The organism is Streptomyces griseoruber, from assembly GCF_001514205.1.
GTDB classification, from domain to species: Bacteria; Actinomycetota; Actinomycetes; order Streptomycetales; family Streptomycetaceae; genus Streptomyces; species Streptomyces griseoruber.
Genome location: NZ_KQ948784.1, coordinates 122922 through 123462 on the forward strand (window position 1 = coordinate 122922; position 541 = coordinate 123462).

General features: G+C 70.2%; 1 protein-coding gene. It reads left to right on the plus strand.

Annotation, left to right across the window (positions count from 1 at the left end):
- The coding region (locus AQJ64_RS39965; protein ID WP_169809759.1) for a polyketide synthase at nt 1-541 on the plus strand (541 nt) is incomplete at both ends.

Consider the following 541-nt stretch of genomic DNA (forward strand, 5'->3'; position numbering starts at 1 on the left):
TGCGGTCAACCAGGACGGTGCCAGCAATGGTCTGACGGCGCCGAACGGGTTGTCCCAGCAGCGGGTGATCGGGCAGGCACTGGCCGACGCGCGGCTGCGTGCCGCGGATGTCGACGTGGTCGAGGCGCATGGGACGGGTACCCGGCTGGGTGACCCGATCGAGGCCCAGGCCCTCCTCGCGACGTACGGCCAGGGCCGGGGCGGAGAGCAACTACCCGTGTTCTTGGGGTCGTTGAAGTCGAACGTCGGGCATGCGCAGGCGGCCGCCGGTGTGGGTGGGGTCATCAAGATGGTGATGGCTCTGCGGCACGGGGTGTTGCCGAAGACGTTGCATGTGGATGCGCCGACCTCGCATGTGGACTGGTCGGCGGGTGCGGTGGAGCTGCTGACCGAGCAGCGGGCCTGGCCGGAGCTGGACCGGCCGCGCCGGGCCGCCGTCTCCGCCTTCGGCATGAGCGGCACCAACGCCCATCTCCTCCTGGAGCAGGCTGCCGACTTCTCGGGTGACGTGGACAAGGCGCCCGTTGAAGCCGGGCCGATG